General features: G+C 72.4%; 22 protein-coding genes and 1 pseudogene. 21 read left to right on the top strand and 2 right to left on the bottom strand.

The genetic code is table 11. The annotated features are described in order from the left end of the window. Positions 1-31 precede the first annotated feature (31 nt). The 14 genes and pseudogenes from CR162_RS13800 to CR162_RS23225 all read left to right on the top strand — a co-directional run bounded on the left by CR162_RS13800 (position 32) and on the right by CR162_RS23225 (position 11452). Positions 32-709 (top strand): TetR/AcrR family transcriptional regulator, encoded by a 678-nt coding sequence (locus CR162_RS13800; RefSeq protein WP_245870358.1) that lies wholly within the window; start codon positions 32-34, stop codon positions 707-709. Next, the gene (locus tag CR162_RS13795; protein WP_099096116.1) at positions 706-1554 is read left to right on the top strand and encodes a branched-chain amino acid ABC transporter permease; all 849 of its coding nucleotides are present in this window, start codon (positions 706-708) and stop codon (positions 1552-1554) included. The genes CR162_RS13800 and CR162_RS13795 overlap by 4 nt, the downstream gene beginning before the upstream one ends. Then, complete coding sequence (locus tag CR162_RS13790; RefSeq protein WP_176559853.1) at positions 1551-2513, top strand: branched-chain amino acid ABC transporter permease; 963 nt, start codon at positions 1551-1553, stop codon at positions 2511-2513. Before CR162_RS13795 ends, CR162_RS13790 begins: the two co-directional genes overlap by 4 nt. Next, positions 2510-3094, top strand: a complete 585-nt coding sequence (locus CR162_RS13785) for an ABC transporter ATP-binding protein (protein WP_099096114.1) — start codon at positions 2510-2512, stop codon at positions 3092-3094. Before CR162_RS13790 ends, CR162_RS13785 begins: the two co-directional genes overlap by 4 nt. Continuing rightward, positions 3091-3789, top strand: a complete 699-nt coding sequence (locus CR162_RS13780; RefSeq protein ID WP_099096113.1) for an ABC transporter ATP-binding protein — start codon at positions 3091-3093, stop codon at positions 3787-3789. The genes CR162_RS13785 and CR162_RS13780 overlap by 4 nt, the downstream gene beginning before the upstream one ends. A 28-nt stretch (positions 3790-3817) precedes the next feature. Next, complete coding sequence (locus tag CR162_RS13775) at positions 3818-5020, top strand: ABC transporter substrate-binding protein (RefSeq protein WP_099096112.1); 1203 nt, start codon at positions 3818-3820, stop codon at positions 5018-5020. A gap of 31 nt (positions 5021-5051) precedes the next feature. Then, a complete protein-coding gene (locus tag CR162_RS13770; RefSeq protein WP_099096111.1) occupies positions 5052-5813 on the top strand; it encodes an enoyl-CoA hydratase/isomerase family protein in 762 nt (253 codons plus the stop codon). 9 nt (positions 5814-5822) lie between these two features. Continuing rightward, positions 5823-6566 carry an SDR family NAD(P)-dependent oxidoreductase gene (locus CR162_RS13765; RefSeq protein WP_099096110.1) on the top strand — a complete coding sequence of 248 codons (744 nt, stop codon included), beginning with the start codon at positions 5823-5825 and terminating at the stop codon, positions 6564-6566. 62 nt (positions 6567-6628) lie between these two features. Then, positions 6629-7414: an enoyl-CoA hydratase-related protein gene (locus tag CR162_RS13760; RefSeq protein WP_099096109.1), complete on the top strand. Its 786-nt coding sequence runs from the start codon at positions 6629-6631 to the stop codon at positions 7412-7414. A gap of 82 nt (positions 7415-7496) precedes the next feature. Continuing rightward, on the top strand, positions 7497-8483 hold the full coding sequence (locus CR162_RS13755) for a tripartite tricarboxylate transporter substrate binding protein (RefSeq protein ID WP_099096108.1): 987 nt from the start codon (positions 7497-7499) through the stop codon (positions 8481-8483). A gap of 34 nt (positions 8484-8517) precedes the next feature. Then, positions 8518-9693 (top strand): acyl-CoA dehydrogenase family protein, encoded by a 1176-nt coding sequence (locus CR162_RS13750; RefSeq protein WP_099096107.1) that lies wholly within the window; start codon positions 8518-8520, stop codon positions 9691-9693. 34 nt (positions 9694-9727) lie between these two features. After that, a pseudogene (locus CR162_RS23235) lies at positions 9728-10246 on the top strand (AMP-binding protein); the annotation flags it as partial. Between the two features lie 22 nt (positions 10247-10268). Further along, entirely contained in the window at positions 10269-11105 is an 837-nt protein-coding gene (locus CR162_RS23230; RefSeq protein ID WP_367604124.1) for an AMP-binding protein, read from the top strand. Beyond that, positions 11093-11452 (top strand): AMP-binding enzyme, encoded by a 360-nt coding sequence (locus tag CR162_RS23225; RefSeq protein ID WP_367604123.1) that lies wholly within the window; start codon positions 11093-11095, stop codon positions 11450-11452. The genes CR162_RS23230 and CR162_RS23225 overlap by 13 nt, the downstream gene beginning before the upstream one ends. Here CR162_RS23225 and aliB read toward each other — a convergent pair. Then, the gene (gene aliB, locus CR162_RS13740) at positions 11385-12551 is read right to left on the bottom strand and encodes a cyclohexanecarboxyl-CoA dehydrogenase (RefSeq protein ID WP_099096106.1); all 1167 of its coding nucleotides are present in this window, start codon (positions 12549-12551) and stop codon (positions 11385-11387) included. The genes CR162_RS23225 and aliB overlap by 68 nt on opposite strands. Positions 12552-12589: 38 nt before the next feature. Further along, a complete protein-coding gene (locus tag CR162_RS13735) occupies positions 12590-13570 on the bottom strand; it encodes a hydroxymethylglutaryl-CoA lyase (RefSeq protein WP_099096105.1) in 981 nt (326 codons plus the stop codon). A 284-nt stretch (positions 13571-13854) separates the two neighbouring features. Between CR162_RS13735 and CR162_RS13730 the strand changes: the two genes are divergently transcribed. From CR162_RS13730 to CR162_RS13700, 7 genes are all read left to right on the top strand, one after another. After that, complete coding sequence (locus CR162_RS13730) at positions 13855-15969, top strand: acetate--CoA ligase family protein (protein ID WP_245870356.1); 2115 nt, start codon at positions 13855-13857, stop codon at positions 15967-15969. Positions 15970-15995: 26 nt separating this feature from the next. Continuing rightward, positions 15996-17162, top strand: a complete 1167-nt coding sequence (locus CR162_RS13725; protein WP_090571750.1) for an acyl-CoA dehydrogenase family protein — start codon at positions 15996-15998, stop codon at positions 17160-17162. 19 nt (positions 17163-17181) lie between these two features. After that, on the top strand, positions 17182-18801 hold the full coding sequence (locus CR162_RS13720) for an acyl-CoA carboxylase subunit beta (RefSeq protein ID WP_099096103.1): 1620 nt from the start codon (positions 17182-17184) through the stop codon (positions 18799-18801). Between the two features lie 17 nt (positions 18802-18818). Further along, positions 18819-19637 (top strand): enoyl-CoA hydratase/isomerase family protein, encoded by an 819-nt coding sequence (locus CR162_RS13715; RefSeq protein ID WP_090664803.1) that lies wholly within the window; start codon positions 18819-18821, stop codon positions 19635-19637. A 9-nt stretch (positions 19638-19646) separates the two neighbouring features. Further along, positions 19647-21629 (top strand): ATP-binding protein, encoded by a 1983-nt coding sequence (locus tag CR162_RS13710; RefSeq protein WP_099096102.1) that lies wholly within the window; start codon positions 19647-19649, stop codon positions 21627-21629. A 123-nt stretch (positions 21630-21752) separates the two neighbouring features. Continuing rightward, positions 21753-22739 (top strand): Bug family tripartite tricarboxylate transporter substrate binding protein, encoded by a 987-nt coding sequence (locus CR162_RS13705; protein WP_176559852.1) that lies wholly within the window; start codon positions 21753-21755, stop codon positions 22737-22739. Between the two features lie 55 nt (positions 22740-22794). Continuing rightward, complete coding sequence (locus CR162_RS13700; RefSeq protein ID WP_099096100.1) at positions 22795-23775, top strand: Bug family tripartite tricarboxylate transporter substrate binding protein; 981 nt, start codon at positions 22795-22797, stop codon at positions 23773-23775. The last annotated feature ends 8 nt before the right edge of the window (positions 23776-23783 follow it).

The raw sequence follows: 23783 nt of genomic DNA, 5'->3' as shown, positions 1-23783 counted from the left end.
GGCGGGACACCGGCGCACGCGGAGCCGGTCGGTGAGCGCGGGACGCGGTGCCCCCGTGTCGGCGCGCGCGGCCGGCGGCGGCCAGCCCGCCGCGACCAGGCTGACCGCCGAGCGCCGGGCCCAGATCACCGAGGCGGCGGGCGAATTGTTCGGGCGCCGCGGCTATCACGCGGCGACGATGCGCGACATCGCCCTTCGCGTCGGCGTCAGCCCCGGGCTCATCTACAACTATGTCGAGGACAAGGAGGAACTCCTGCTCCTGGTCCTCGACAGCCTGCTTGATGCCTATGCCAGCAGTATCCCGGCGGCGCTCGCCGGGTTGCGCGATCCGCTCGCGCGCTTCGCCGCCGCGGTGGATACCTATTGCCGGATCGTCGCCGAAAGGCCCGAGGCGACCCTGCTCGCCTATCAGGAATCGCGTTCGCTGCGCCGCTCGTTGCGCGAGCACATCAAGCGGCGCGAGGTCGAGACGAATGCGCTGATCGCCGACTGCATCAGCGACGGCATCGCGCAGGGGCTGTTCCGGCCGGTGGATGCCGAGCTGACCGCCTATCGCGTGGTGATGATGGCGCATGGATGGGCGCTCAAGACCTGGCGGCTGGCGGGGCGGATGACGATCGACGACTACATCGCCGACAGCCTTGAGATGCTGCTCGGCGCGCTGCTCACGCCGCTCGGCGCGCAACGGCGGGCGGAGGCGGCGCGGTGACCATCCAGATCCTCAACGGCCTCGTCTATGGCAGCCTGCTGCTGGTGCTGGCGGCGGGGCTGGCGCTGATCTACGGGCTGCGGCGCGTGGTCAATTTCGGCCATGGCGCCTTCTACATGCTCGGCGCCTATGCCGGCTACACGGCGGCGCAGGCGGGCGGCTTCTGGGCCGGGCTGGCGGCGAGCGCGGTGGTGCTGGCGCTGTTCGGCGCGGTGCTCGACCGGCTGGTGTTCCGCGCCTTGCAGGACCGCGACCCGCTGGTGACGGTGATCGTCACCTTCGGCCTGCTGCTGGTGATCGAGGATGCGGTGCAGTGGATCTGGGGCACCGAGGGCCGCTCGATGGATGCGCCGGCGCTGCTGGCGGGTTCCGTCGCGCTGGGCGGCGACGCCTTCCCGGTCTATCGCCTGGCGGTGATCGCCATGGCGGCGGCGCTGACCGCCGCGCTGCTGGCCTGGCTGCACCGTTCCCGCGCCGGGCTGTTCGTCCGCGCCGCGAGCCTCGATCCGGCGATCACCGCCGTGCAGGGGGTGAACACCGACGCGGTGGCGATGCTGGTCACCGCGCTCGGCGCCGCGCTGGCCGGGGTGTCGGGGGTGATCGCCGCGCCGTTCCTGTCGCTGTCCCCGGCGATGGGCGGGCAGATCCTGGTGGATTGCTTCGTGGTGGTGGTGGTGAGCGGGCTGGGCAGCCTGGGCGGCGCGGCGCTGGCGGCGCTGCTGCTCGGCCAGGTGCAGGTGCTGGGCGCGGTGCTGCTGCCCGACATCGCGGCGCTGATCCCGTTCCTGACCATGGCGGCGGTGCTGCTGTGGCGGCCGACCGGGCTGGCGGGGAAGCGGCTGTGAGCGGGGCAGGGCGGATCGCCGCCGGGGCGCTGGCGGCAGCGGCGGCGGGGCCGGCGATCGCGGCGCTGGTGCCGCCGGGCGTGCTGCTCTCGCTGCTGGCGCAGGCCTGCATCTACGCCATCCTCGCGCTGTCCGTCGGCGTGCTGGCGCGGCAGAACGGCATGGTCAGCTTCGGCCATGCGGCGATGTTCGGCGCCGGCGCCTATCTCGCCGGCATCGGCCTCGGCGCGCCCGGGCTGCTGCCGGCGGAAGCGGCGCTGCCGCTGGCCGTGCTGGCGATGGCGGCGGTCTGCTTCGGCCTCGGGCTGATCGTCGTGCGGGTGCACGGCATCGCCTTCGCCATGCTGACGCTCGCCCTCGGCCAGGCCTGCTTCGAGGCGGCGAACAAGGCGCGCGGCGTGACCGGCGGCGCCGACGGGCTGACCGTGGCCCTGCCGCGCGAGATCTTCGGCCTGCCCGCCGCCACCTTCCAGCGGGCCGAGGGAATGTTCCTCATCGCCTGGCTGGCGATGGTGGCGCTGGCCGCGCTCGCCGCGCTGCTCGCGCGCAGCCGCTTCGGCCTGCTGACCGAGGCGATCCGCGAGAACGAGGAACGCGCCCGCTTCCTCGGCTATGGCACGGTGCTGCCGCGCGCGGCGGTGTTCGCGCTGTCGGGCGGCATCGCCGCGGCGGGCGGCGTACTCTACGTGCTCTACAACGGCTTCGTCTCCCCTGAGACGGTGCATTGGAGCGTCTCGGGCTCGGCGCTGATCATGGCGCTGCTCGGCGGCACGCGCACGGTATGGGGGCCGCTCGCCGGCGCGGCGGTCTATTTCCTGCTGCGCGAGCAGCTGGTCGAGGTGACCGAGCGCTGGCTCGGCCTGCTTGGCATCCTGCTGGTGCTGGTCATGGTGTTCCTGCCGGACGGGCTGTCGGGCCTGCCGCGGCGGCTGCGCCGGCGGCACGGGGCCGAGGCATGAGCGCGCCGGCGCTCTCGGCGCGGGGTCTCGCGCGCCATTACGGCGGCGTCGCGGCGCTGCGCGGCGTCGATCTCGACCTCGTGCCCGGCGAGATCTGCGGCCTGATCGGCCCCAACGGGGCGGGCAAGTCCACGCTGGTGGACGTGCTGTCGGGCCGCGCGCCGGGCAGCGGCGGCAGCGTGCGGCTGTTCGGCCAGGACATCACCGGCCTGGGGCCGGCGGCGCGGCGCCATGCCGGGCTGGCGCGGTCCTTCCAGCGCACCAGCATCTTCCCCGCCCTGCCGGTGGGCGCGCAGCTCGACCTCGCGCTGGTCGGCCCGCCGCGCGTGCTGCTGCTCGATGAACCGGCGGCGGGGCTGACGGCCGAGGAATCCCTCGCGCTGGCGGACCGGCTGCGCGAGCTCGCCCGCGCGCGGGGCGTGACGGTGCTGCTGGTCGAGCACGACATGGAGGTGGTGTTCCGCATCTGCGAGCGCATCACCGTGCTCGAACTCGGGGCCCTCCTCGCCGAGGGCACGCCGCAGGAGATCCGCCGCCACCCCGAGGTGGTGCGCGCCTATCTCGGGAGCGCGGCGGCATGATCCTCGAACTCGACGGCGTGCACGCCTTCTACGGCGAGGCGCATATCCTGCACGGCGTCAGCCTGGCGGTGGCCGAGGGGGAGCGCGTGGCGCTGGTCGGGCGCAACGGCGTGGGCAAGACCACCACGGTCAATGCCGTGCTCGGGCTGGTGCGGGTGCGGGCGGGCGCGGTGCGCTTCCACGGGGCGGCGCAGACGCTGCCGCTGCGGCCCTACCGGGCGGCGCGGGCGGGCATCGCGGTGGTGGTGCAGGGCCAGCGCATCCTGCCCAACCTGACGGTGCGCGAGAACCTCCCGCTCGGCGCCGCGGTGCGGCGGCCGGGGCCATGGACGCTCGCCTCGGTCTGCGCGATGTTCCCCATCCTCGCCGAGCGCGCGGCGACGCCGGGCACCGCGCTGTCGGGCGGGCAGCAGCAGATGCTCGCCATCGGGCGCGCGCTGATGGCCAATCCGGACCTGCTCATCCTCGATGAGCCGAGCGAGGGGCTGGCGCCGGTGGTGGTGGACGAGCTCGGCGAGGCGCTCGACCGCCTGGCGACGCGCGAAGGCACGGCGCTGCTGCTGATCGAGCAGCATCTGGGGCTGATCCGCCGCGCCGCGCGGCAGTTCCACGCGATGGCGAAGGGCAGGATCGTCGCCTCGGGGCCGGTTGCCGGCCTCGACGAGGCGGTGTTGCACGAGCATCTGGGCGTCTAGCGTCAACCAAGGGAACAGGAGGAACGTCATGCGAAGCAGGAGAGAAGCGATCATCGGCGCCACCGCCTTCGGCGCTTCCGCCGCCGGGCTTGCCGGGACGGCGCGCGCCCAGGCGCGGCGCGAGCCGATCCGCGTCGGCGTGCCCACCTCGCAGACCGGCGCCTATGCCGTGCTGGGCGAGGAGGTGATCCGCGGCGTGCAGTTCGCGGTGGATGAGGCCAATGCCGCTGGCGGCATCGACGGCCGCCAGGTGGAGTTCCGCATCGGCGACGAGCAGAGCAACCCCGACGCCGCGCGCCGCGCCGCCGAGCGCCTCGCGCTGGGCGGCCACGGGCTGCTGATCGAGGCCATCTCCTCGGCGAGCGGGCTTGCCATCGCGGGCCAGCTCGATCGGTGGAACGCGCTCTACGTCTCGACGGTCAACAAGGCCGACCGGCTGACGGGCGAAGCCTGCGGGCGGCGGCTGTTCCGCGCCAACCATTCGGATGCGATGGACCTGATGGTGGTGGGGCCGTGGCTGCGCGGCCGGCCGGAACGCAAATGGGGCATCTGCGCGGCGGACTACGTCTGGGGCCGCGATTCGGCGGCCGGCTTCACCCGCGCGGCGCAGGAAACCGGCAAGGAGGTCGCGCTCAGCGTCTTCCCGCCGCTCGGCACCCGCGACTACGCGCCCTACATCTCGCAGCTCAAGGCGGCCGGGCTGCAGGGGGTGTGGGTGGTGCTCTCGGGCGGGGACGCGATCAACTTCGCCAAGCAGGCGCGGCAGTTCGGCCTGGCGGCGGAGCTGACGATCGTCGGGCACGCCTATATCGTGCCGACGACGCTGCGCGCGGCGGGCGAGGACGTGGTCGGCTCCTATGGCGTCATCAACTACGACGCCTCCCTCGACACGCCGCAGAACCGCCGCTTCGTCGAGGCCTGGCGCCGCCGCTTCAACCAGGACCCCGGCGAATACGAGGCCGAGACCTATACCGGCATGCGCCTGATCTTCGAGGGCGTCCGCAAGGCCGGCAGCACCGATGCGGACAAGGTGGCGCAGGCGATGAACGGCCTGGAGTTCGAATCGCCCTTCGGCATGGTGCGGATGCGCGCCGAGGACCACCAGCTGGTGATGCCGAACCTGATGGGCCGCGTGGTGCGCGACGGCGGGCGCGTGCACCGCGCGATCGAGATGACGGTGCCGGCCGCCGAGGCGACGCCGCCGCCATCGGCGGCCTGCCGGATGGGCTGAGGCGCCCGCAGAAGGGAAGGAAGGAATCAGGATGTTCGAGGTCGAGCGGCGCGAAGGCGTCGTCGTGATGACGATGAACCGCGCGCCCGCCAATGCCATCAGCGAGGAGTTCCTCGCCGGCTTCAACCGCGTGCTCGACGGGATCGAGCGCGAGGGCCTGCCGCGCGCGCTGCACATCCGCAGCGCGCTGCGGTTTTTCTCGGCCGGCGCCGATCTCAAGGAGATCGGCGGGCGGTTCGGCGCCGAGGATGGGGTGCGCGACATGCTGCGCCATGTCGCCGCCTTCCATCACCTCTATGACCGTATCGAGCGGCTGCCGCTCGTCACCATCGCCGAGATCAACGGCCCGGCGCTCGGCGGCGGGCTGGAACTGGCGCTTTCGTGCGACCTGCGGATCGCCGCGCAGGAGGCGCGGATCGGGCTGCCGGAAGCCGGCATCGGCCTGATCCCCGGCGCCGGCGGCACGCAGCGGCTGACCCGGCTGTGCGGGCCGGGCGTCGCGGCGCGCATCATCCTCGCCAACGACATGGTGGACGGCGCCACCGCCGAACGCCTGGGCATCGTCCAGTGGGCGGTGCCGGGCGCCGAATTGCCGGCGCGCGCGCGCGCGCTGGCCGACCAGGTGGCCGGCCTCGCGGGGCCGGCGCTGGCCGCCTGCAAGGCGTGCATCCGCGCCTCGACCGACCGTGCCCCGGACGGCTACGCGATGGAGCACGACGCGACGCGGCGGCTGATGACCACGGAGGAGGCGCGCAAGCGCGTCTCGGCCTTCCTCGAAAGCAGACGAAAGTAGGAGCGAGAGATGAAACTCAACGACAAGGTGGCCGTGGTGAGCGGCGGCGCCTCCGGCATCGGGCGCGCCACCTGCCTGGCGCTGGCGCAGGCCGGCGCGCGCGTCTTCATCGGCGACCTCAACCTCGAGGGCGGGCGCGAGACCGCCGCGCGCATCGCCGCCGCCGGCGGCCAGGCCGAGGCGCTGCCGCTCGACGTCACCAAGCCCGAGGCGGTCGCCGCCTTCGCCGCCGCGGTGCACGAGAAGGTCAAGCGCGCCGATGCGGTGATCAGCACCGCCGGGTGGGACCGCATCGAGCCCTTCGTGAAGAATCCGCCCGAGTTCTGGGAACAGATCGTGCAGATCAACTACCTCGGCTGCGTGCGCTTCGTGCGCGCCTTCCTCGACCCGATGATGGAAGGCGGCGGCGGCAGGGTGGTGACGGTGGCGAGCGACGCCGGGCGCGTCGGCAGCATGGGCGAGACGGTCTATGCCGGCGCCAAAGGCGGCGTCATCGCCTTCACCAAGTCGCTGGCGCGCGAGATGGCGCGCCACGAGATCACCTGCAACGTGGTCTGCCCGGGGCCGACCGACACGCCGCTCTTCGCCGCCCAGCCCGAGCGGATGCGCGAGGCGCTGGCCCGAGCCATCCCGCTCAAGCGCGTGGCGAAGCCCGAGGAGATCGCCGACGCGATCCTGTTCTTCGCCTCCGACCGCTCGCGCTACATCACCGGCCAGACGCTCAGCGTCTCGGGCGGGCTGACCATGTCGTGACGGGTGCGGGGCCGCCGCGCCCCGCGCCTTCCCTTCTCGCCCATCTCCAGGAGAACACACCGATGGACTACACCGACATCCTCTATGCCGTGGAGGATTCCACGGCGATCATCACCATCAACCGGCCCGACCGCTACAATTCCTTCCGCGGCCGCACGGTGGAGGAGCTCATCAATGCCCTCCAGCGCGCCTGGGTGGACCAGAAGGTCGCCTGCGTGATCCTGACCGGCGCGGGCAGCAAGGCCTTCTGCACCGGCGGCGACCAGAAGGAATACGTCGAGACCGGCGGCTACGGCACCAGCGCCAACGGGCTGTGGGAGGTCGAGACGCTGCAGACCACCATCCGCGACATCCCCAAGCCGGTGATCGCGGCGGTGAACGGCTTCGCCATCGGCGGCGGCCATGTGCTGCATGTGCTGTGCGACCTGACCATCGCATCCGACAATGCCCGCTTCGGCCAGGCCGGGCCGCGCGTCGGCTCCTTCGACGCCGGCTGGGGCACGGCGCTGCTGACGCGCATCGTCGGCGAGAAGAAGGCGCGCGAGATCTGGTTCCTCTGCCGCCAGTACACGGCGGAGGAAGCGAAGGAGATGGGCCTCGTCAACAAGATCGTGCCGCAGGCCCAGCTGATGACCGAGGCCAAGGGCTGGGCGGCGGAGATCGCGGCGCTGAGCCCGACCGCCATCAAGTTCCTGAAGTATTCCTTCAACGCCGATTCGGCCCATGCCTACGGTACCACCAAGATGGCGATGGCCGCGCTTGACGGCTTCGGCCACACCGAGGAAGCGATGGAAGGCAAGCGCGCCTTCGTCGAGAAGCGCAAGCCGGACTTCTCGCCCTTCCGCTGAGGCGCGACGGCGGGAAACCGGACCATCACGGGCGCGGGCGGACCACCGCCCGCGCCCGCCACAAGGCAGGGAGGAGGCGGCGATGAACAACAAGCACAATCCTGGCATCTCGCGCCGGTCGCTGATGGCCGGGATGGGCGGCGTGGCGCTGGCGGCGCCCGCATCGGCGGCGTTTCCCGACCGCCCGGTGCGTCTTGTCGTGCCCTATGCCGCGGGCGGGGGCACCGATGTCGTCTCCCGTCTCGTGGCGCAGGCGATCACCGCCCGGCTCGGCCAGCCCGTGGTGGTCGAGAACCGCACCGGCGGCGGGGTCGTCGGTGGCTCGGAATTCGTCGCGCGCGCGGCGCCCGACGGCTACACGCTGCTGGTGGCGACCACCAGCCACACGGTCAACCCGACGCTGCTGCCCTCCCTGCCCTACGACACCGAGCGCGACTTCGCCCCGGTGGCCATGTTCAGCGAGGTGCCGATGGCGCTGATCGTCCACCCGGCGGTGCCGGCGGCGGATGCGCGCGCCTTCCTGGCGCTGCTGCGCGCGCGGCCGGGCGCCTTCACCTATGGCTCGGCCGGGGTGGGCAGCACGCCGCACCTGGCGGGCGAGCTGCTGCGGCTGCTGGCCGGGGTGGACATCCTGCACGTCGCCTATCGCGGCAACGGCCCGGCGCTGCAGGATCTGGTGGCGGGACAGATCCAGTTCATGTTCGACCCGGTCTCCACCGCCTCGGCGCTGGTGCGTTCGGGCAGCGTGCGGGCCCTCGCGATCAGCACCCGCACCCCTTCGCCGGTCTTCCCCGGCGTGCCCACGCTCGAGGAAGCGGGCGTCGCGGGCTTCGACTGCCGCACCTGGAACGCGGCGCTCGCGCCCGCGCGCACGCCGCCCGAGGCGGTGGCGCGGCTGAACGAGGCCATCATCGCCGCGCTGGCCGAACCGGCGCTGCGCGCGCGCTTCGCCGAACTCGGCGCCAATCCGGGCGAGCCCATGCCGCCGGCGGCGATCAGCACCTTCATCACCCACGAGATCGAGCGCTGGGGCGATGTCGTCCGCCGTTCCGCCATGCGGCCGGCATGACCGGGCGGCGCCAGCGCAGGAAAGGCAGGAACCCATGAACCCTATCTTCGAACGCCTCGAACGCCGCCGCGGCTGGACCGCCGAGGAGACGCTGCTGCTCGACCAGGTGCGCCGGCTCTGCGCCGAGCACATCGCCCCGCGCGCGGCCCATCACGACCGCAGCGGCGAATTCCCCTGGGACAATATCCGCCGCATCAACGAGCTCGGCCTCAACCGCATCTTCCTGCCCGAGGCCCATGGCGGGGTGGGGCTGCGCTTCCGCACCTATCTCGAGGTGGTCAAGATCCTCGCCGAGGCCTGCGCCTCCACCGCCATCATCTATGCCACCAACTACCATGCGCTCGGGCCGCTGATGGATTTCGGCTCCGAGGAGCTGAAGGCGCGCGTGCTGCCGCGCATCGCCGAGGGCGCGCTCGGCGCGCTCGCCATCACCGAGGCGGCCGGCGGCTCCGACGCCACCGCCATGACCACGCGCTTCCGCCCCGAGGGCGACGAGATCGTGGTCGATGGCGGCAAGGTCTTCATCACCAGCGGCGACGTGGCCGATTTCCTGCTTCTTTTCGGCAAGTGGGAGGGCATCGCCGACCCCAAGGGCGCGATCAGCCTGCTGGTGATCGAGCGGCAGGCGGTGCAGGGCTACAAGGTGCTGCGGCTGGAGGAGAAGCTCGGCCACCGCGCATCCTCCACCGCCGCGCTCGCCTTCGAGGGCTGCCGCGTGCCGCGCGCCAACCTGATCGGCGCGCCGGGGGAGGGGCTGAAGCTGCTGTTCGCCGCGCTCAACCGCTCGCGCCCCTCGGTGGCGGCGCATGCGCTCGGCATCGCGCGGGCGGCCTTCCGCGACATGGTCTCCTATGCCAATGACCGCCGCTCCTCCGGCCGGCGGATCGTGGATTTCCAGGCCAACCAGTTCACCATCGCCGATGCCGCGACCGACCTCGCCATGGCCGAAGCGTGGCTCGACTACCTGTGCGGCGTGATGGAGGACGGCGAGGAGGGCTACGGCCTCGAATCCTCCATGGCGAAGATGCGCGCCTCCGACCTCGCCATGCGGATCGCCACCGACGCGATCCAGATGCATGGCGGCTACGGCTACATCCAGGACTACCGGGTCGAGCGCCTTTTCCGTGACGCCAAGATCACCCAGATATGGGAAGGTACGAACCAGGTGCACCGCCAGCTGATCGGCCGGAGTTTCGCCCGGCGCGACTGACAGGGCAGGCCCCCAATCAACGGAGGCAACGTCCATGCAGTTCGACCCGATCCTGCCCGAATCCCGCATCCGCGCCATGCGCGCGGCGGGGCTGTGGGGCGACCATCTGCTGACCGACAGCCTGGATGCGGCGGTCGCCGCGCAACCGGGCGCGACCGCCATCGTCGGCCGCAACAGCCTGACCGGCGAGCGCGCCTCGCTGACCTATGCCGAGCTCGCCGCGCGGGCGGAACGCATCGCGCTCGGCCTGTCGCGGATGGGGGTGGGGCGCGGCGACGTGGTCTCCTTCCAGCTGCCCAACTGGTGGCAGTTCACCGCCCTGCACCTGGCGTGCCTGAGGATCGGCGCGGTGACCAACCCGCTGATGCCGATCTTCCGCGAGCGCGAGCTCGGCTTCATGCTCGCCCTGGCCGAGAGCAAGGTGTTCATCGTGCCGCGGCTGTATCGCGGCTTCGATCACGCGGCGATGGCGCGGACGCTGCGCCCGCGCCTGCCGCGGCTCGCCCGGCTGCTGGTGGTCGGCGGCGAGGGCGAGGAGGATTTCGAACAGCTCCTGGCGCGGCAGCCCGGGGCCGATGCGCGCGCGATCTTCGCCGCCGGCCGGCCGGCGGCCGGCGGCCGACGATGTGGTGCAGATCCTCTTCACCTCCGGCACCACCGGGGAACCGAAGGGGGTGATGCACACCTCCAACACGCTGTTCAGCAATGTCCGCGGCTATATCGGGCGCATCGGCCTCGGGGCGGCGGATGTGCTGATGATGTCCTCGCCCATGGCGCACCAGACCGGCTTCATGTACGGGCTGATGGCGCCGATCCTGCTCGGCGCCAAGGTGGTGCTGCAGGACATCTGGCAGCCGGAGGAGGCGGCCGACCTGATCGAGGCCGAGGGCGTCACCTTCACCATGGCCTCGACGCCCTTCCTGTCGGATCTCGCGGAGGTGGGCGCGCGCCGGCCCGCCTCGGTCCGCAGCCTGCGGATGTTCCTTTCGGCCGGGGCGCCGATCCCGCGCGTGCTGGCGCGGCGCGCCGCCGAGTCGCTCGGCGCCACCATCATCTCCGCCTGGGGCATGACCGAGAACGGCGCCACCACCACCACCCGGCCGGACGACCCGCCCGAGAAGGCCTTCGAGACCGATGGCTGCCCGCTGCCCGGCGTCGAGCTGCGGGTGGTGGATGCGGAGGCCAGCCGCTGCCGGCCGATCAGGAGGGCCGGCTGCAGATCCGCAGCGCCAGCAATTTCGTCGGCTATCTGCGCCGGCCGGAATGGTTCGCCACGGACGCCGAGGGCTGGTTCGAGACCGGCGACCTCGCGCGCTTGGATGCGGACGGCTATGTCCGCATCACCGGCCGCGCCAAGGACATCATCATCCGCGGCGGCGAGAACATTCCCGTCGTCGAGGTGGAGGGCCTGATCTACCGCCACCCCGCCGTGCAGGAGGCGGCAGTGGTCGCCATGCCGGATGCGCGGCTCGGCGAGCGGGCCTGCGCCTTCGTCGTGCCGCGCCCCGGCGCCGGCGCGCCGAGCCTCGCCGAACTCAACGCCTTCCTGCTGCGCGAGCGGATCGCCAAGCAGTACCTGCCCGAACGGCTCGAAGTGGTGGAGCAGATGCCCAAGACGCCCTCGGGCAAGATCCAGAAGTTCCAGCTGCGCGAGCGGGCCAAGAGCCTGACGCCCGAGCAGCGGCAGGGCATCAGCCCTGCCGCGCGTATTGCACCGCGACGCGGCCGATCTTCTCGCGCGCGATCACCAGCTTCATGATCTGCGCGGTGCCGTCGCCGATCTCGAGTCCCATGACGTCGCGCAGCCGCTGCTGGTGCGGCAGGTCCTTCGAATAGCCGGCATGGCCGTGGGTCAGCAGGCATTGGTGGATCACCTCCACCGCCGTCTTGGGGGCGAGCCACTTGCACATCGCCGCTTCCGAGGTGTGCGGCAGGCCGTGGTCGCGCAGCGCCAGGGTCTGGTAGCAGAGCATCCGCGCCGCGGCGAGCATGGTCTCCCCCTCGGCGAGGGGGAAGGTCACGCCCTGGTATTGCGCCAGCGGCGCGCCGAAGGTCCGGCGTTCCTGGATGTAGGCCCAGCTCTCGTCGAGCGAGGCCTGCGCGGCGGCGATGCATTGCAGCCCGATCAGCGCGCGGCTGTAGTCGAAGCCCTGCATGACCTGCACGAAGCCGCGGTTCTCCTCGCCGAGCATGTGGTCGGCCGGCACCTTCACGCCGTCGAAGAAGACCGAGCCGCGGCCCACCGCGCAGGTGCCGAAATCGTCGAAGCGCGAGCGCGAGATGCCCGGCGCGTCGAGCGGCACGAGGAAGGCGCTGATGCCGCGCGCGCCGTCCTCGGGGCGGCCGCTGCGGGCGAAGACGACGATCCCCTCGGCCTGGTCGGCGCAGCTGATCGAGGTCTTCTCGCCCGACAGCACCCAGCCATTGCCGGCGCGCTCGGCGCGCAGCGCGAGGTTGGCCGCATCCGACCCGCCGCGCGGCTCGGTCAGGCCGATGGCGACGATCGCCTCCCCGCCGACGATGCGCCGCACCCAGTCCTGCGCCAGCGGCGGCGCCGCGTGGCGCAGGATGATGCTGCCCATCAGCGAGCCGAGCAGCTGGACGTAGCTGACATTGATGTCGGCATGGGCCACCGCCTCGACCACCAGCCCCGCCGTCACGCAGGACTGGCCGAGGCCGCCATGGCTCTCGGGCATCTCGGGCGCGATCAGGCCGAGGCCGCCCATCTCGCGCAGCAGCGCGCGATCGAGCGCGCCGGCCTGTTCGCGCGCGCGGTAGCCGGGCGCGAGCCGGCTGGCGGCGAAGCGGCGCGCGGCGTCGGAGATCGCCTGCTGCTCCTCGGTCGGTATGAAGCTCATTCGTGGTTCCCTCGCGGATGTCCCGCCCCTGGTCGCGATCAGCCGTGGCCGGCGGCGGCGCCCGCCCGCGCGCGGTATTTGGCGAGCGAGCCGGCATGCATGACATGCCCGCCGAGCGGACGGCCGATGATGCGCTCGGCGAGGCGCGCCGCCTCGATCAGCTTCTCGAGGTCGAGGCCGGTCTCGATGCCCATCTCGTGGCAGAGGAACACCATGTCCTCGGTGCAGATGTTGCCCGCGCCGCGGCTGTCGCCATGCCCCGCGAATGGGCAGCCGCCGAGCCCGGCGATCGAGCTGTCGAACAGATCGACCCCCATCTCGAGCGCCGCCAGCACATTCGCCGCGCCGAGCCCGCGCGTGTCGTGCAGGTGCAGCCCGATGCGGGTGGCGGGCAGCGCCTCGCGCAGCATGCCAACCAGCCGGCGGACCGATTGCGGATTGGCCCAGCCCATGGTGTCGGCGAGATAGACCTTCGGCAGCACGATGCCGCGCTCGGCGCAGGTGCGGTGCGCCCAGACCAGCTCGTCCACCGCGCGGGCCGGCGGGATCTCGCCCTCGAAGTTGCAGCCGAAGGCGGCCATGACCAGCGCGCGCTCGACCTTCAGCCCCGCCTCGGCATAGAGGTCGAGCCAGCGCAGCACGCGCCCGCGCATCTCCTCGGCCGAGCAGTTGTTGTTGCGCCGCGCGAAGGCGTCGGAGGCATAGAGGCTGATCTTGCCGGCGAGATCGACGCCGGGCGTGGCGCGGGCGCGCTCGAAGCCCTGCTCGTTCAGCCAGACCGCCTCGTAGCGCACGCCAGGGCGGCGGCGGATGGCGGCGAAGAGCGCCTCGGAATCCGCCATCTGCGGCACCGCCTTGGGCGAGACGAAGGAGGCGACCTGCACCGCCTTGAGGCCGGTCTCGGCCAGAGCCTCGACCAGCGCGGCGCGCTGTTCGAGCGGATAGACCTGCGGCTCGATCTGGAAGCCCTCGCGCGGGCCTTCCTCGTGGAACTCGACGCGCTTCGGCAGATCGGACATGCGTCCTGGCCTCCTCCCCATTTGCGCCGGCGCGTTGCGCCCGCCGCGCCATCTTGCGGCATGAGGGCGGTATCGCGCCAGCCGTCTCGGCATCCTTGACAGCCCTGTTCCGGCGCTCAATGATTGGACCACAAGAACAAGGCACGCGGCGCGACGCAGCCGCGGCCATGGGTGGGGAAGTTCAGGATGACGACTCGCTTGCGGGCCGCGCTGCGGCACGACGGCGCGGGCCGCGTATCGCGGCGCGCCATGCGGGGCGCTTCGCGCCGGTGGGCGCGGCGCCCGTGACCCTCGGTTCCTGGCCGGCGGCCGCCACGGTCGCGCCCTTCTTCAATGCCCGTTCGGTGGCGGTGATCGGCGCCTCGGCCGACCCGCTCAAGATCGGCGGCCGCCCCGTCGCCGGCCTGATCGAGGCCGGCTTCGAGGGCCGCATCCTGCCCGTCAACCCGAACTACCCGACGGTGCAGGGCCTGCCCGCCTACCGCTCCATCGCCGATGTGCCGGGCGAGGTCGATCTCGCCATCGTCTCGGTGCCGACGCGCGACGTGCATGGCGCGATCGAGGCCTGCGCGGCCAAGGGCGTGCGCGCCGCGGTGGTGTTCAGCGCCGGCTTCGCCGAGGTGGACGAGGCGGGACGGCAGGCGCAGGACAGCCTGGTCGCGCTGGCGCGCCGGCACGGCATGCGGCTGATGGGGCCGAACTGCATGGGCACGATCAATGTGCGCCGGCGGCTCATCGCCTCCTTCACCTATATCGTCTCGGGCAATTGGCCGAAGCCGGGCGGGGTCAGCATCGTCAGCCAGTCCGGCGCCTTCGGCTCCTATTGCCTCGGCCTCGCGCGCGACCAGGGGATCGGCCTCAACCTCTGGGCCACCACGGGCAACCAGGCGGATGTGGATTTCACCGACACCCTGGCCTATGCGCTCGAGGATCCCGAGACGCGCGTCGTGCTCGCCTATATCGAGGGCTGCGGCCGGCCGCAGGCGCTGGTGGGCGCGCTGGAACGCGCCCGCGCGCTGGGCAAGCCGGTGGTGATGATGAAGGTCGGCGCCTCGGATGTCGGCGCCGCGGCGGCGGCCTCGCACACCGCCTCGCTGGCCGGCGCGGACGAGGTCTATGACGCGCTGTTCCGCCAGTACGACGTGCACCGCGCCCGCTCGCTCGAGGAGTTCCTCTCGATCGGCTACGCCTGCAACCTCGGGCGCTTCCCGACCACGCCGGCGCTCGGCGTGCTGACCATCTCGGGCGGGGCGGGCGTGCTGACCGCCGACACCGCGCGGCGCGAGGGGCTGGACGTGCCGGAACTGCCGGCCCCGGCGCGGGAGGAGCTGCGCGCGCTGGTGCCGGCGGGCGGGCTTCGCAACCCGGTGGACCTGACCGGCGCGGCGCTGCACGATTTCTCGCTGTGGCCGAAGTCGCTGCGGATCCTGATGCAGCAGGGCGGCTGCCCGACGGCGGTGCTGTTCATGGCGCATCTCGGCCGCAACCCCGTTTTCGTCGAGCGCCTGCGCCCGATCTTCGAGGCGCTGTCGGCCGAGTTCTCGGACCGCGTCTTCGCGTTGGCCATGGATGCCGCGCCGGAGGTCCGCCGCAGCCTCGAGGAACGCGGCATGCTGGTCTATCGCGACCCGGTGGAGGCGACGCGCGCCATCGCTGCGCTGGTGCGCTTCGGGCGCGCCTTCGCCGAGCGCGGCGCGGCCGAGGCGCCGCCGGTGCTGCCGCCGCAGCCGGACCTGCCGGCCGGCCCGCTCGATGAGCGCGCGGCCAAGGCGATCCTCGCCGGCGCCGGCATCCCGATGGTCCCCGACCGCATCGCCCGCACGGCCGAGGAGGCGGCGGCGGCGGCCGAGGCGCTGGGCTTCCCGGTGGCGATGAAGATCCTCTCGCCCGACATCGCCCACAAGACCGAGGTGGGCGGCGTGGCGCTCGGCCTCGCCTCCGCCGCGGCGGTGCGCGACGCCTTCGCGCGCATCGGCGCCTCGGCGCGCGAGAAGGCGCCGGGCGCGCGCATCGAGGGCGTGATCGTCTCCCCCATGGTCGGGCGGGGCACCGAGATGATCCTCGGCGTCCACCGCGACCCGGTCTTCGGCCCGGTGGTGATGGCCGGGCTCGGCGGCATCCATGTCGAGGCACTCGGCGATGTCAGCTTCCGCGTGGCGCCCTTCAGCGAGGCCGAGGCGATGCGGATGCTGCGCGAGCTGCGCGCTTGGCCGCTGCTCGAAGGCGCGCGCGGGGCGCCGCCGGCCGATGTCGAGGCGCTGGCCGCCGCACTCGCGCGGCTGTCGGTCTTCGCCGACCGCCACCGCGACCGGCTGCTCGGCGTGGACGTCAACCCCTTCATCCTGCACCCGCGCGGGCGCGGCGGCGTCGCCGTGGACGCCCTGATCCAGACGCTCTGACCGACACAACGAACGAGGAGACGCGCATGCTGTTCACCGAGGAACACGAGGCCATCCGCCGCACGATCGCCCGCATCGTGAAGGAGGAGATCAACCCCCATGTCGATGAGTGGGAGAAGGCCGGCCGCTACCCCGCCCACCAGGTGATGAAGATCCTCGGCAAGGCCGGGCTGCTCGGCATCACCCGCCCGCCCTCCTTCGGCGGCCTCGGCCTCGACTATTCCTACGAGACGGTGATGGCCGAGGAGCTCGGCCATGTCGCGGCGCAGGGCGTGTCCACCTCGATCGGCGTGCAGACCAACATGTGCTGCCCAGCGCTGGCCAAGCATGGCTCGGACGAGCTGCGCCGCGAGTTCCTGGTGCCGCTGATCGCCGGCGACATGGTCGGCGCGATCGGCGTCAGCGAGGAAGGCGCGGGATCGGACGTGGCGAGCATCCGCACCCATGCGCGGCGCGACGGCGACGACTACGTCATCAACGGCGGCAAGATGTGGATCACCAACGGCGCCCAGGCCGACTGGATCTGCCTGCTGTGCAACACCGGCGAAGAAGGCGCGCCGCACCGCAACAAGTCGCTCATCGTGGTGCCGATGAAGACCAAGGGCGTGACGGTGGCGCGGGTGCTGGACAAGCTCGGCCTGCGCTGCTCGGACACCGCGCAGATCTTCTTCGACGAGGTGCGCGTGCCGGTCCGCAACCGCATCGGCGAGGAAGGCAAGGGCTTCATCTACCAGATGGAGCAGTTCCAGGAGGAACGCCTCTACGGGGCGACGCGCAGCATCACGCAGCTCGAGGACGCGGTGGCGATGACGGCCGAATACACCGGCCAGCGCCAGGCCTTCGGGCAGGCCCTGCTCGACAACCAGTGGATCCAGTTCAAGCTGGCCGAATGGCAGACCGAGATCGAGGCGCTGCGCTCGCTGATCTACCGCGCGGTCGAGATCTATGTGAATGGCGGCAACGTCACGCGGCTGGCCTCGATGGCGAAGCTCAAGGCGGGCCAGCTGCTGCAGGTGATCCCGAGCGGCTGCCTGCAGTTCTGGGGCGGCCAGGGCTTCATGTGGGAGAACCCGGTCTCGCGCATCTACCGCGATTCGCGCATCAGCTCGATCGGCGGCGGGGCCAATGAGGTGATGCTGCAGATCATCGCCAAGGACATGGGCCTGTCGCACCGGCAGCGGAAGCGGCATTGAGGCGGCGGGAGGTCCGGCAATGCCGGTGATCGAATCGCGGCTCGACACCGCAGCGCCCGCCTTCCACGACAACCGGGAGCGGATGCTGGCGGAGATCGCCCGCTTCCGCGCGCTCGAGGACAAGGTGCGGCAGCGTTCGGAGCGCGAGCGCGAACGCTTCCGCCGCCGCGGCCAGCTGCTGCCGCGCGAGAGGGTCGAGCTGCTGCTCGACCCCGGGGCGCCCTTCCTTGCCCTCTCGACCCTCGCCGGGCTCGGCATGCATGACGATGACGGGGTGGAGGAGGTGTTCGGCGGCGGGCTGATCGTGGGCATCGGCCAGGTCGCGGGCACGCGCGTCATGGTCATCGCCAATGACAGCGCCATCAAGGGCGGCACCACGGTGCCGATGGGCACCGAGAAGGCGCTGCGTGCGCAGGACATCGCCCTGCGCGAGAAGCTGCCGCTGATCCAGCTGGTCGAGAGCGGCGGCGGCAACCTGTTCCGCCAGGAGGAGACCTTCGTCCGCGGCGGCCGCAAGTTCTTCAACCAGGCGCGGCTGTCGGCCGCCGGCATCCCGCAGGTGACGGTGGTGCATGGCAGCTCGACCGCCGGCGGCGCCTATGTGCCCGGCATGTCGGACCATGTCATCATGGTGCGGCGGCGCGCGCGCGTCTTCCTCGCCGGCCCGCCGCTGCTGCGCGCCGCCACCGGCGAGATCGCCGACGACGAGGAGCTCGGCGGCGCCGACATGCACGCGACCGGGCCGGGCACCACCGAATACCTCGCCGAGGACGACGCCGACGCGATCGCCCTGGCGCGCGAGGTGGTGGAGAAGCTCTATTGGAACGACCGCCGGCCGAAGATCGAGGTGCCGCCGGCCCGCCCGCCGCGCCATGCGGCCGAGGAGCTGCTCGGCCTGGTGCCGCCCCGCCACCAGACGCCCTACGACATGCGCGAGATCCTCGCGCGCATCCTCGACGATTCCGACTACCTGGAGTTCAAGGCCGCCTTCGACCCCTACACCATCTGCGGCCGCGGCCGGATCGAGGGCCACCCCTGCGGGCTGATCGGCAACAACGGCCCGATCACGCAGCGCGGCGCGGTCAAGGCGGCGCAGTTCATCCAGCTGTGCTGCCAGTCGGGCATCCCGATCATCTACCTGCAGAACACCACCGGCTACATGGTGGGGCGGGAGGCCGAGACCGAGGGCATCGTCAAGCACGGCTCGAAGATGATCCAGGCGGTCACCAACGCCACCGTGCCGCAGATCACCGTCATCGTCGGCGGCAGTTTCGGCGCCGGCAACTACGGCATGTGCGGGCGCAGCTTCGACCCTCGCTTCCTGTTCTCCTGGCCCAATTCGCGCATCGCGGTGATGGGCGGCGAGCAGGCGGCGGGCGTGCTGTGCACCGTGACCGAGGCGAAGCTGCAGCGCGCCGGCAAGCCGGTGGACGAGGAGCGGATCGCCACCCTGCGCCGCGAGATCATCGAGAAATACGACCGCGTCTCCACCGCGCTCTATGCCACGGCGCGGCTGTGGGACGACGGCATCATCGACCCGCGCGACACGCGCCGGGTGCTCGGGCTCTGCCTGTCGATCTGCCGCGAGGGCGCGCTGCGGCCGCTGAGCCCGATCACCTTCGGCGCGGCGCGCCTGTGACGACGGAGAGACGAGAGATGGAGATCGCCACCGGTCAGCATGAGGCGCTGGCGCTTGCCCGCCGCGGCATGCGGCTCGACGTGCTGTTCACCCGGCCGGAACGCCGCAACGCCATGAGCGCCGCGCTGAACCGGGAGATGCGCGCGCTGTTCGCAGCGCTGGCCGATGACCGCTCGGTGCGGCTGGTGGTGCTGCGCGGCGCCGGCGGCTGGTTCTGCTCGGGCGGCGACATGCGCGAGCGCGACCAGAGCCTGCACGACCAGGCCGCGGATCCGCGCGTCGCGGCGCGCGAGCGCAACCGCCTGGGCGGGGAGCTGTTCCGCGCCGTCAACCACGCGCCGCAGGTGGTCGTCGCGGTGGTCGAGGGGGCGGCGATGGGCGGGGGCTTCGGCCTTGCCTGCGCGGCCGACATCACCCTGGCGCGGCCCGACGCGCAATTCGCCATGCCGGAGGCGAGCATCGGCGTCGCCCCGGCGCAGATCGCCCCCTATGTGGTGCGGCGGCTCGGCCTGTCGCAGGCGCGCCGGCTTGCGCTCACCGCCGCGCGGATCGACGGGCGGGAGGCGGCGTCGCTCGGCCTCGCGCATCACCTGTGCGAGGACGATGCGGCGATCGAGGCGCGCCTCGCCGAGATCGAGCGCGCAGTGCGGCGCTGCGGGCCGGGGGCGCTGGCGGGCACCAAGCGGGTGCTCAACGCCGCATCGCTGCTCGACGACGCGGCGATGATCGAATTCGCCGCCGAGGTCTTCGCCGATTGCGTCACCACCGAGGAAGGCATCGAGGGCACGAGGTCCTTCCTGGAAAAACGCCGCCCGGCCTGGGCCGGCGAGGCATAGGGGGCGCCGGTGGCGGGTTTCTCCAAGATCCTGGTGGCCAATCGCGGCGAGATCGCCGCGCGCATCATCCGCAGCGCGCGCGCGCTGGGCTATCGCACGGTGGCGGTGCACAGCGCCGCCGATGCCGGCGCGCCGCATGTCGCCCTGGCCGACGAGGCGGTGGAGATTGGCCCCGCGCCGGTGGGCGAATCCTACCTCTCGGTGCCGCGGCTGCTTGAGGCGGCGGCGCTGACCGGCGCCGACGCGCTGCATCCGGGCTACGGCTTCCTGGCCGAGAACGCGGAATTCGCCGCCGCCTGCATCGCCGCGGGGCTGACCTTCATCGGCCCGCCCCCGGCCGCGATCCAGGCCATGGGCAACAAGCGCGAGGCCAAGGAACGGGCGGCGGCGGCGGGCGTGCCCTGCCTGCCCGGGCTCGAATGCCGCGGCCTCGACCAGGCCGGCATCCTCGCGGTGGCGCGCGGCCTCGGCCTGCCGCTGATGGTCAAGGCGGCGGCGGGCGGCGGCGGGCGCGGGCTGCGCTTCGTCGAGCGCGAGGCCGACCTCGCCCCCGCCCTCGCCCTCGCGGCGGCCGAGGCGCAATCCGCCTTCGGCGACGACGAGCTGATCCTCGAACGCGCCGTGCTGTCGGGCCGCCATGTCGAGGTGCAGGTCTTCGCCGACACCCATGGCAACTGCCTGCATCTGGGCGAGCGCGACTGCTCGGTGCAGCGGCGCCACCAGAAGATCATCGAGGAAGCGCCCTCCCCGGCGGTGGACCCGGCGCTGCGCGCGGCGATGGGGCAGGCGGCGGTGCGCCTCGCCCATGCGGTGGGCTATGTCGGGGCCGGCACGGTGGAGTTCCTGCTCGACGCCGAGGGCGCCTTCTGGTTCCTCGAGATGAACACGCGCCTGCAGGTCGAGCACCCGGTCACCGAATGCGTCACCGGCCTCGACCTGGTGGCGTTGCAGATCGAGGTCGCCGCCGGGGCGCGCCTGCCGCTCGCGCAGGATGAGGTGGCGCTGCGCGGCCACGCCATCGAGGCGCGGCTCTATGCCGAGGATCCGCGCCAGGGCTTCCTGCCGCAGACCGGCCCGGTGCTGGTCTTCGACCCGCCGGCGGGGCCGGGGCTGCGCGTGGATGCCGGCATCCTGGCGGGGCAGGAGGTGACGGCCTTCTACGACCCGATGCTTGCCAAGGTCATCGCCCATGGCCGCGGCCGCGAGGAGGCGCGGCGGCGGCTGGTGCGCGCGCTCGAGGAACTGGCGCTGCTGGGGCCGACCACCAACCGCGACTTCCTGCTCGGCATCCTGCGCGATCCGGTCTTCGCCGGGGGGCAGGCGACCACCGACTGGGTGGACCACCGCCTGGCCATGCCGCCGGCCCCGGCGCCGGACGACGCGGCCTGGGCGCTGGCGGCGGTGCTGCTGGAAGGGCGCGAGGGCGCCGGGCAGGGCTGGTGGAGCGCGGGGCGGATGCGCCGGCCGCTGCGGCTGCGCCATGGCGAGACGCTGCGCCATGCCCGCATCGCGCGCGCCGATGGCCATCTCGCGGTCAGCCTGGGCGAGGGCGCGGCCCCGCCGGGCGATGACGCGCCGGGGCTGGCGGTGGCGCTGTTGGCGCGCGAGGGCGACCGGCTGCGCTTCCGCATCGGCCCCGTGCAGGCGACGGCCCGCCACGCCTTCGACGGCGAGGCGCTGCTGCTCGACCTTGGCGGGCGGGTGCTGCGCTTCGAGCCGGCGCCGCTGTCGGATGCGCGGCTGCAGGACGGGGCGGCGGGCGGCGAGGTGCTGGCGCCGATGAGCGGGCGCGTCGTCGCCGTGAAGGTCACGGCGGGGGAGCAGGTGGAGAAGGGCGCGCCCCTGCTGGTGCTCGAGGCGATGAAGATGCACCTCGCGGTCACCGCGGCGGCCGCCGGCAAGGTTGTCGAACTGCGCGTCGCGGAGGGCGAGCAGGTGCGGCCGCGGCAGTTGCTCGCGCGGCTGGAAGTGGCGGAGACGGTGGGCGCCTAACTTGCTGCGCGCTGGCCGTCGCCGGCCGGAAGCGCGATGATGCGCCACGGGGCGGGGCGATGGCGGTACGGCCGGACCCGCAGCCGGGGAAAAGAAGAACAAGGAAAAATGGGGAGGAAGCAGATGGGTTTGTTGTCCTTTACGCGCCGCAGTCTTGCCGCCGGCATCGGCGCGCTGGCGGCAGGCCCGAGCCTGGGCCGCCCGGCGCTGGCCCAGCAGGGCGGCGCGCAGCGGCCGGTCACCATCGTCGTGCCCTTCGCCGCCGGCGGCAGCACCGATGTCGTCACGCGGCTGCTGGCCGAGCGCATGGGCCAGCTGCTCGGCCAGACCGTGCTGGTCGAGAACCGTCCCGGCGGCAATACCGTGATCGGCGCCGAATCGGTCGCCCGCGCCAGGCCGGACGGCCAGACGCTGCTGATGGGTGCCGGCACCACGCTGACCATCAATCCCGTGATCGTGCCGAACCTGCCCTATGCGGTGGCGGATTTCGCGCCGATCTCGCTGGTCTCGACCTTTCCCTTCGCGATCATCGCCCAGAATGACGGGCCGGCCGACATCGCCGCCATGGTGGCGGCGGCGCGGGCGCGGCCGGGGCAGATCACCTACGGCACCAACGGCCCGACCACGCTGACCAACATGGCGATGCTGATGGTGCTCGAACGGCTCGGCCTGCAGATGCAGGACGTGACCTATCGCGGCGATGCCGGGCAGCTCAACGACTTCCTCGCGCGCAACCTCGACCTGATGGTGGTCGCCGGCAGCACCGCGCTGCCGGTCTATCGCAACCGGCAGGGGCGGCTGCTCGGCTGGACCAGCGAGCGGCGCGTGCCCACGACGCCGGAGATCCCGACCTTCGGCGAGGTGACGCCGGGCCTGGTGGCGCAGAGCTGGTTCGGCCTGGTGGCGCCGGCGCGCACGCCGCAGCCGGTGATCGACCGCCTGCACGGCGCCACGGTGGAGGCGCTGCGCGACCAGAGGATCGAGCGGCGCCTGACCGAGGAGGCGCAATTCCTCGCCGGCAGCACGCCGGCTGAATTCAGCGCGTTCATGCAGGTCGAGGCGGAACGCTGGCGGCCGATCCTCGCCCGCATCGCCGCCCGCCAGGGCTGAGGCCGGAATCAAGGGGTTCGGCGCTGTCGCGCCGCAAGCAAGGGAGGAAGCGTAGATGGCCTATGGGACCATCACCCGCCGCCGCGCGGTTCTCGCCGCCGGCGCAAGCCTCGCCGCCCCGTCGGTGCGCGCGCAGGCGCCCTATCCAGCCGGCCAGTCCGTGGCCCTGGTGGTGGCGCTGGCGCCGGGCGGCGCCTCGGACGTGATCGGGCGGATCGTCACCCAGGGGTTGCAGGAACGGCTCGGCGGCACCTTCTTTCTCGAGCACCGGACCGGCGGCTCGACCTCGATCGCGGCGCGCCATGTCGCGCGCGCCCGGCCGGACGGCAGCACGCTGTTCCTCGGCAGCGTCTCGACCTTCGCGCTGACGCCGCTGACCATGCGGAACCCGGGCTATGACCCGATCAACGACTTCACCCACATCACCCAGGCCTGCGACAGCCTGTTCCTGCTGGCGGCCAATCCGCGCTGGCCCAGCCTCGAGGCGCTGCTCGACGCGGCGCGGGCGCGGCCGGAATCGATTTCCTACGCGACCTGGGGGATCGGCACCACCTCGCATCTGTGGATGGAGGATCTGTGCCGGCGGGCGGGCGTGCGGATGCTGCACGTCCCCTATGCTGGCTCGCCGCCGGCGATGATCGACACCATCGCCGGGCGCACCGATTGCCTGCCGGCGCTGCTGGCCGCCTGCAAGGGGCATATGGAGGCCGGGCGGCTGCGCGGCCTCGCCGTGCCGACCGCGACGCGGCCGCCCCAACTGCCGGACGTGCCGACCTTCATCGAGAAGGGCTTTCCGGATTTCGTCTCGACGGTCTGGTATTCGGTGCAGGGGCCGCCGGGCATGCCGGCGCCGATCGCGGCGCGGATCCGCGACGCGCTCGCCGAGCACTTCGCCGATCCCGCGGTGCAGGCCTTCATGGCGACCCAGGGGATGCTGCCGCCCGAGATCGGCGAGGGGCCGCTGCTGGCCCGCATCCGGCGCGAACTGGCCCTGCACCGGGAGCTGATGGCCCGCTCGGGTGTCGAGCCATCATGAGCCGCGGG

Origin of the sequence: Teichococcus rhizosphaerae (assembly GCF_002631185.1) — a bacterium.
GTDB lineage: Bacteria > Pseudomonadota > Alphaproteobacteria > Acetobacterales > Acetobacteraceae > Pseudoroseomonas > Pseudoroseomonas rhizosphaerae.
Note: the sequence above shows the minus strand (reverse complement) of the source record. Positions and strands in the feature narration are given on the sequence as shown.